Consider the following 9085-nt stretch of genomic DNA (forward strand, 5'->3'; position numbering starts at 1 on the left):
TAATGTTTATAAAAAAGTTCCCATTCATTGAAAGGAAAGAAAAATCCATGCATATTTTTATCAGGGACGAATTTGATCTTTATAAAATCATACACAGTGGCCAGTGCTTCCGGGCAGTCGAAATAAATGACGGCCTTTTCCGCTTCATCACCGGCCGCCATGTTCTCTACATACGCCATATACAGGGTATCCGTTATGATGTGTCCTGCTCCCCATACCTGTGGAATCACCTGTGGAAGCCCTATTTCGATCTGTCCGAAAACTATGAAGCCATCCGAAACAGTATAAGTCCAAATGACCATTACCTTCAAAAGGCAGCCGACTACAGCAGGGGCATCCGTATCCTCAGGCAGGACCCCTGGGAAACACTGATTACCTTTATTATCTCCCAGAGAAAATCCATCCCCGCCATTGCTTCTGCTGTAGAAAAACTATGCCAGAAGGCCGGAGAGGAAATCAAAACACCTCTGGAAATACTCTATACCTTTCCGACGCCCCAAAAACTGTCTTCCCTGTCCCAGGAGGACCTCAAAGCCTGTTCCCTGGGCTACCGCATCCCCTATATTTCCAAATCAGCGGAAATCATAAAAAAATCGCCACACCTCTTGAAAGATATGGCGACATATGATGATGAAAAGCTGTTGAACGCCCTGATGGAACTTCCCGGCGTTGGTATCAAAGTAGCAAACTGCACAGCCCTCTTCGGCTTCCACCGCACAGCCCTGGCACCGGTGGACGTATGGATACAGCGGGTCATTGATCAAAAATACGAAGGATCCAATCCCTTTCCCACCTATGGACAAAAGGCAGGCATTATGCAGCAGTACCTTTTCTACTACGCCCAAAGCACGGGCATGAAATAAATATTAAAATTGCAGTCCCGCCTTCTTCAGAGTTTTGAAAGTATAGGTCAGGATATGATACAGAGTCTCGCTGTCTTCGGCAGTGAGATTTTTCTCATCCATGTTTTTCAAATCCTTATAATAGAAACCCAGCTTCTTTACCAACTCCTGGCGAACCTCCGATTCCGGCACTGCAGTTTCCTGTTTTTTCTGATTGTTTTCATCCTTCATTTCCTGCTTCAGCGCATCCAGCTCCGCTTCCAGCTGGAACGTTTTCTCCTGAAGACTGCCATTTTCTCCGCGAAGAGACTCAATGGTAAGGTTCAGCCCCTCATTGGCATCCCTCTCCTGAGATAAATTCACCTGAAGGCATTCCACAGTCCCCTTCAGCGCCGCAATGGTATCTCTGGCAGCCAGGAACCCTTCCCGATTCAAACCATTCCCATTCATATCTATACCTCCTGTTTAACCTGTACTTCTTTACTCCTATTTTATCACACAACATAGGATTTGAAAGATAAACCTCAGGAACGCTGCTTCACAAATTTCTGGACCACCTGCTTATAGGCTGGACCATTCACCGCCATTTCCATAGTATGGGCAGCCCCATCAAAAATATAAAGCTCCTTCACGCTGCTGGAAGAATCAGCCAGAAGCTCATGAGCCACCGATGGAGGAACAAGCATATCCGCGCCGCCATGAAGGAAAAGCACCGGAGAAGACATACGGGTCACCTGGGATGCCGGATCCACATCAGACAAAATTCGACCGGTATGGAAAAACATAGCCGCCTGCATAAAAGGATTCAACACATCCATGCCAAGGACCAGCCGATCATCGCCGGTATAGGTCATAATCTTATCCCGTCCCAGTGCCAATAGATTCCCATATGAACTGTCAGCCACATAGAACTTCATATGCTGCCCCTCCTCACTGCCGCTGTAAATCAAAGCCATGGCCGCGCCAAGAGAAATTCCGTGAAATCCGATCTCCATAGATGGATTCTTAGACCGCAGAAAATCAACCCAGGCATTCATATCCTCCACATCATGAATTCCCCAGTCCGTATGACCACCGCCGCTCTCGCCATGGCCCCGAAGATCCACCAGAAGCACATTGTATCCCATATCCTGGTACATAGAAATATAAGGAACGCACATGGACCGATTCTGGTACAGTCCATGAAGAAGAACCACCGCCTTCCGGCCCCCTTTCACAGTTTCGATATAAGTTCCCCGAAGCTCTGTACCATCTTTGGAAGGCACCATCACCCTCTGCCAGCCATATCGATCTTCAAGCCCATGAATCCTTCCTAAATCCAGCCGATGATTCTCAATCCCAAGAATCCTGTCCCAGGGCGCATTAAAAAGCTCTTCATAGGATAGATTGCCTGCATAAAAGCCAAGACTCAAAGCAGCAAAAAGAACGAGTATAATCAACCATTTGGTCAGTTTAAATAGAAAATGCATCATATCACCTGATGTTAAGTATAAACCATGGATAAGCCATTTGAAAAGAGATGAGGTATGCCATAGATTCTGGGACGCAGAAGATTCTTAAGATGGACCGGCCCTATGGGCCGGAGGGTTCGTAAGTTTGACGACCTTTCAGGCCGAGGGTTGTGGTATCGCCCTCTCGGGCGATGAGTATGAAGTCAGCGTTACGAGCTTACCTTACTGTGTCATATGGCTTAATAAGCATTCTGCTGATTGGCTCGCTGCGCTCGCCTCCCCCTATCCGGCTGCGCCGGACTTCCCCCTATGCAGGGGGCAGAATAAAACACCGCGAATCATTCTCTTCATAAGCAGCTCTACAGTAAGCATTGGTTGTTGTGCCCCCGCTTGCGGGGGTGGCAAAGGAACTGGATTCATAGGGGAGCCCCGCGACCCGCGAATCCAGTGACATGCTTCCCACCGGGCAAGGTGGTGGCGCCAGCCACCAAAGGGGGAATCTCCATCGCCCGCAGGGCGGTTGTATGGTTTTTTCACGGGCGAAGCCCGGTTGTCCGGTTTTCGCCGCCAAAGGCGGCATAAAAAATGGCGCCCCAAAGGGCGCCCACCTCGCCAGCGCAGCGGTGCTTCATAACTCCCGAGGGCGGGAGCACTCAACCCGCCTGTAAGGCGTCAGCCGATCACAGGCAGAACCCTTGGCGCCCAGGGCCGTCAGGCCCGGCGGCGCCATCAACCCTCGCGGCGAAGCCGCGTCAACCTTCGGGAATACAGCTTCCCGCCGATTCCTCACAAAAGCCCATGACCTCAAATGATACACACAGCAAAAAAGCACTAACCATAACAGTTAGTGCTTTTTCAGTTAATCAGCAGCTTCCTATCCTCCCGGGCCGCTTCCAGCCAAGTACTTTCGGCGTTTGTGAGCTTAACTACCGTGTTCGGCATGGGTACGGGTGTATCCTCACAGCTATCGCCACTGAATCTTTGAGAGTCTGTTCTCTCAAAACTGCATAGAAGAAGTCCCGAAGGCTCTCGCCTCTGGTCGTGCTTTTCGTGAAATCTAAGCTAAGACCTCGACCTATTAGTACTGCGTCGCTCCATGACTTGCGCCACTTCCACTCACAGCCTATCAACCTCATCGTCTTTAAGGGGTCTTACTCATTGCTGATGAGAAGTCTCATCTCGGGACGGGCTTCACGCTTAGATGCTTTCAGCGTTTATCCTTTCCGGATGCGGCTTTCCAGCCGTGCCACTGGCGTGACAACTGGTACACCGTTGATCCGTCCACTCCGGTCCTCTCGTACTAGGAGCAGCCTCCCTCAAACTTCTTGCGCCCGCGATGGATATGAACCAAACTGTCTCACGACGTTTTGAACCCAGCTCGCGTACCACTTTAATGGGCGAACAGCCCAACCCTTGGAACCTACTCCAGCTCCAGGATGTGATGAGCCGACATCGAGGTGCCAAACCTCCCCGTCGATATGAACTCTTGGGAGAGATTAGCCTGTTATCCCCAGGGTAGCTTTTATCCGTTGAGCGATGGCCTTTCCACTCAGTACCACCGGATCACTAAGCCCGACTTTCGTCTCTGCTCGACTTGTCTGTCTCGCAGTCAAGCTCCCTTCTGCCTTTGCACTCTTCGGCCGGTTTCTGTCCGGCCTGAGGGAACCTTTGGGCGCCTCCGTTACATTTTAGGAGGCGACCGCCCCAGTCAAACCGCCTGCCTGAGATGGTCCACGAGGTTGTTAGTCTCCGTGTTAGAATCTCAGCAACATAAGGGTGGTATCCCAACATCGGCTCTGTAACACCCAAAGGCATTACTTCTTAGCCTCCCACCTATCCTGTGCATATGTCACCGGGATTCAATCTCAAGCTGCAGTGAAGCTCCATGGGGTCTTTCTGTCCAGTCGCGGGTAACCTGCATCTTCACAGGTATTTCAATTTCACCGGGCCCCTCGTTGAGACAGTGCCCAAATCATTACGCCTTTCATGCGGGTCGGAACTTACCCGACAAGGAATTTCGCTACCTTAGGACCGTTATAGTTACGGCCGCCGTTCACTGGGGCTTCAGTTCAAAGCTTCGCTTTCGCTGACCTCTCTCCTTAACCTTCCAGCACCGGGCAGGCGTCAGCACCTATACTTCAGCTTTCGCTTTCGCAGGCACCTGTGTTTTTGGTAAACAGTTGCTTGGGCCTCTTTTCTGCCACCCTTTTCTGTTCCGGGGGTTTCTCCCTTTCGCCTACTCAGGGTCATCCTTCTCCCGAAGTTACGGATGCAATTTGCCGAGTTCCTTAACGAGGGTTTTCCCGCGCACCTTAGGATTCTCTCCCCGCCTACCTGTGTCGGTTTACGGTACGGGCGGATTTCGTCTCGCTAGAAGTTTTTCTTGGCAGTGTGGGATCCATGAGTTCGTCAAAGTCTCCTTTAACTCCCCATCATGTCTCTGCTTCTGTAAAGGGGGATTTGCCTCCCTCTACGCATACGCACTTGGACGCGCTCTTCCAGCCGCGCGATCATGTGCCCTCCTGCGTCGCTCCTTCGCTCAAATGACTCCATCCGGTACAGGAATTTCAACCTGTTGTCCATCGCCTATGCGTCTCCGCCTCGGCTTAGGTCCCGACTTACCCTGAGTCGACGATCGTTGCTCAGGAACCCTCGGGCTTTCGGTGGAAAGGATTCTCACCTTTCTTTTCGATACTCATACCGGCATTCTCACTTCTTATATGTCCACATCTCCTTACGGTAATGCTTCTTCCTTATAAGAACGCTCCCCTACCCATGACATTACTGTCATGCCATAGCTTCGGTTCCGTGCTTGAGCCCCGGACATTTTCGGCGCAGCGTCTCTCGACCAGTGAGCTATTACGCACTCTTTAAATGGTGGCTGCTTCTGAGCCAACATCCTGGTTGTTTATGAAACGCCACATCCTTCGCCACTTAGCACGGCATTTGGGACCTTAGCTGATGATCTGGGCTGTTTCCCTTTTGACCACGGCCCTTATAAGTCGTAATCTGACTCCCGAGTATAATTGCAGCCATTCGCAGTTTGACTGGGTTTGGTAACCGGGTAGGTCCCTCTCCTGATCAGTGCTCTACCGCCTGCAATCTCTACCTCGAGGCTAGCCCTAAAGCTATTTCGGGGAGAACCAGCTATCTCCACGTTCGATTGGAATTTCACCCCTACCCACACCTCATCCTAACCCTTTTCAACGGATATAGGTTCGGCCCTCCGCACATTTTTACCTGTGTTTCAGCCTGGACATGGGTAGATCACTGTGGTTTCGGGTCTATGCAATCCAACTTATCGCCCTATTAAGACTCGCTTTCGCTTCGGCTCCGCATTTCCTGCTTAACCTTGCTGGACCTCATAACTCGCCGGTTCATTCTTCAATAGGCACGCCGTCGACCTGGTATATATACGGTCTCCGACTGCTTGTAAACATACGGTTTCAGGTTCTCTTTCATTCCCCTCCCGGGGTGCTTTTCACCTTTCCCTCATGGTACTATGCGCTATCGGTCGATATCTGTGTTTTGCCTTGGAGGGTGGTCCCCCCGGCTTCCCACGGGGTTTCTCGTGTCCCGCGGTACTCTGGTGCCGTCTGTCCTTATCCGCCCTTCGCCTACATGGCTTTCACATTCTCCGGCTCCCCTTCCCAAGGGATTCGGCTGGGCTTCCTTATCGTCTGACGGTCCTCAACCCCGGAAAAGTTTCCTTCTCCGGTTTGGGCTTCTGCCCCGTTCGCTCGCCGCTACTTGGGGTATCTCGTTTGATTTCTTCTCCTCGGGCTACTTAGATGTTTCAGTTCGCCCGGTTCCCTCCCATACTCAATGGCATGGGTGACTGTGCATAACCACAGCCGGATTGCTCCATTCGGAAATTCACGGATCAACGGTCATTTGCACCTCCCCGTGACTTATCGCAGCTTGTCGCGTCCTTCGTCGGCAGATATCGCCAAGGCATCCGCCGTATGCTCTTACTATCTTAACTTAGTAAGATTCACACCTTGACCTTCTTGGCTTCTTAACCTTTCGATTAAGTCTTTTTGAGATTTCCTTCGGTACGTCGGAAAAACATTTCTTGTGAAATATCTTTCTTTCGTTTCCTTCTTCTATACAGTTTTCAAAGAACAGGCTGAGAGAGTCTTTTTTGATGATTCTCTCAAAACTGAGCAGTACTTCGAACTTGCCGATGTTCGACCTACACTTCTTAAGGTTTCCCTTAAGCGTGTCTCCTTAGAAAGGAGGTGATCCAGCCGCACCTTCCGATACGGCTACCTTGTTACGACTTCACTCCAATCATCAGCTCCACCTTCGACGGCTGGCTCCTTGCGGTTACCTCACCGGCTTCGGGTGTTTCCGACTCTCATAGTGTGACGGGCGGTGTGTACAAGGCCCGGGAACGTATTCACCGCGGTATGCTGACCCGCGATTACTAGCGATTCCTACTTCATGCAGGCGGGTTGCAGCCTGCAATCTGAACTGGGGGTGTGTTTTTGAGGTTCGCTCCACCTCGCGGTTTCGCTTCTCTTTGTTGACACCCATTGTAGTACGTGTGTAGCCCAGGTCATAAGGGGCATGATGACTTGACGTCATCCCCACCTTCCTCCGCGTTGTCCGCGGCGGTCTCTCATGAGTCCCCACCATAACGTGCTGGTAACATAAGATAGGGGTTGCGCTCGTTGCGGGACTTAACCCAACATCTCACGACACGAGCTGACGACAGCCGTGCACCACCTGTTTTCTCGTCTCCCGAAGGAGAACTTCACATTTCTGTGAATGGCGATCAATGTCAAGACCTGGTAAGGTTCTTCGCGTTGCGTCGAATTAAACCACATACTCCACCGCTTGTGCGGGCCCCCGTCAATTCCTTTGAGTTTTAATCTTGCGATCGTACTTCCCAGGCGGAATACTTATTGTGTTAGCTCCGGCACAGAAGGGGTCGATACCTCCTACACCTAGTATTCATCGTTTACGGCGTGGACTACCAGGGTATCTAATCCTGTTTGCTCCCCACGCTTTCGCGCCTCAGCGTCAGTTGTCGTCCAGAAAGTCGCCTTCGCCACCGGTGTTCTTCCTAATCTCTACGCATTTCACCGCTACACTAGGAATTCCACTTTCCTCTCCGATACTCCAGCTTCCCAGTTTCCATCCCATCACGGGGTTAAGCCCCGCACTTTTAAGATGGACTTAGAAAGCCGCCTGCGCGCGCTTTACGCCCAATAATTCCGGACAACGCTTGCCACCTACGTATTACCGCGGCTGCTGGCACGTAGTTAGCCGTGGCTTGCTATTCGGGTACCGTCACTTCCATAAGATATTAGCTTACAGACCGTTCGTCCCCGATCACAGAGCTTTACAACCCGAAGGCCGTCATCACTCACGCGGCGTTGCTCCGTCAGGCTTTCGCCCATTGCGGAAGATTCCCCACTGCTGCCTCCCGTAGGAGTCTGGACCGTGTCTCAGTTCCAGTGTGGCCGTTCATCCTCTCAGACCGGCTACTGATCGTAGGTTTGGTGGGCCGTTACCTCACCAACTGCCTAATCAGACGCAAACCCCTCTTCAGGCGATAGCTTACAGGTAGAGGCCACCCTTTCCTTGGAAGATCATGCGGTCTCCCAAGCGTATTCGGTATTAGCAGTCGTTTCCGTCTGTTGTCCCCATCCTGAAGGCAGGTTGTTTACGTGTTACTCACCCGTTTGCCACTCGATTCCAAAAGAAGCAAGCTTCTCTTGTCCTCTCGTTCGACTTGCATGTGTTAAGCACGCCGCCAGCGTTCGTCCTGAGCCAGGATCAAACTCTCCATGATAGATTGTTCGTTTGGCTCTTTATTTCTTGCCTTACTCATTAAAATTGCTCGGTATTACTACCTCGCACATCGGCTTGATTCGTTCGCTGTACTGTTCAGTTTTCAAAGAATCATCGCTCTTCAAGCGACTTGATTATCTTACCACATCTCGGTATCTTCTGTCAAGCATTTTTTAAAATGTTTTTGAAGAAGAACTTCGCGGGGCCGCCGCTCTCGCGGCGACAGGTATGATGATATCACGGATGGCTCTTTGTGTCAACAGGTTTTTTGAAATTTTTTTGGACACGCCCTTTCGGGCGTGAGGGTTCAGAAGGTTCAAAGGGTTCAAAGGGTTCTGAGGGGAAGGTTGACGGGGCTTCGCCCCGAGGGTTCTTAAGGTTCTTAAGTTTGACGGCCTTTCAGGCCGAGGGTTGTGGTATCGCCCTGCGGGCGATGAGTATGAAGTCAGCGTTACGGATTCACCTTTCTGTGTCATATGGCATGATAAGCATTCTGCGGATTGGCTCGCTGCGCTCGCCTCCCCCTATCCGGCTGCGCCGGACTTCTCCATGGGAAAGCGTGTCACACGATTCTCAGGTCGCTTTGCTCCCTTACGAATCGTGTTCCCTTGCCACCCCTGTTCAGGGGGCAGAATAAAACACCGCGAAACACTCTCTTCATAAGCAGCTCACAGCATAACGGAGCTTTATAGTGCCCCCGCTTGCGGGGGAAAGGTGGGTGGCACCAGCCACCAATGGGGGAATGCATTTCCGACGCCCGCAGGGCGGTTGTAAAGGTTTTTTATAAAAGGGCGCCTTCTATCAATTAAAAGGCGCCCACCACAACCCTCAGCGGCAAAGCCGCTGTCAAACTTAAGAACCCTCGGGGCGATAGCCCCGTCAAACTTTAGAACCTTCAAGCCCGTCAGGGCTTGTCCATAAGGCGTGTCAACCTTCGGGAATACAGCTTCCCTGCGAATTGACGAAGGCGATATCAGGGGCAAATGATTC

General features: G+C 51.3%; 3 protein-coding genes and 3 rRNA genes. 1 reads left to right on the forward strand and 5 read right to left on the reverse strand.

Annotated features, from left to right (window positions below; all coding sequences use genetic code 11):
* Positions 1-47: 47 nt before the first annotated feature.
* The gene (locus tag HMPREF9453_RS04780) at positions 48-863 is read left to right on the forward strand and encodes a DNA-3-methyladenine glycosylase family protein (RefSeq protein WP_040379942.1); all 816 of its coding nucleotides are present in this window, start codon (positions 48-50) and stop codon (positions 861-863) included.
* A gap of 3 nt (positions 864-866) precedes the next feature.
* On the opposite strand, the gene HMPREF9453_RS04785 is transcribed toward HMPREF9453_RS04780, so the two are convergent.
* From HMPREF9453_RS04785 to HMPREF9453_RS04810, 5 genes are all read right to left on the reverse strand, one after another.
* On the reverse strand, positions 867-1292 hold the full coding sequence (locus HMPREF9453_RS04785) for a hypothetical protein (protein WP_008859434.1): 426 nt from the start codon (positions 1290-1292) through the stop codon (positions 867-869).
* Positions 1293-1366: 74 nt separating this feature from the next.
* Entirely contained in the window at positions 1367-2311 is a 945-nt protein-coding gene (locus tag HMPREF9453_RS04790) for an alpha/beta hydrolase (RefSeq protein WP_008859435.1), read from the reverse strand.
* An 843-nt stretch (positions 2312-3154) separates the two neighbouring features.
* Positions 3155-3271: ribosomal RNA gene (gene rrf, locus HMPREF9453_RS04795) — 5S ribosomal RNA — on the reverse strand.
* Positions 3272-3351: 80 nt separating this feature from the next.
* Positions 3352-6278 (reverse strand): 23S ribosomal RNA (locus tag HMPREF9453_RS04800).
* 249 nt (positions 6279-6527) lie between these two features.
* Positions 6528-8096, reverse strand: a 16S ribosomal RNA gene (locus HMPREF9453_RS04810).
* The 16S, 23S and 5S rRNA genes sit together here, the layout of an rRNA operon.
* Positions 8097-9085 lie beyond the last annotated feature (989 nt).

The organism is Dialister succinatiphilus YIT 11850 (assembly GCF_000242435.1).
Taxonomy (GTDB): Bacteria; Bacillota; Negativicutes; order Veillonellales; family Dialisteraceae; genus Dialister; species Dialister succinatiphilus.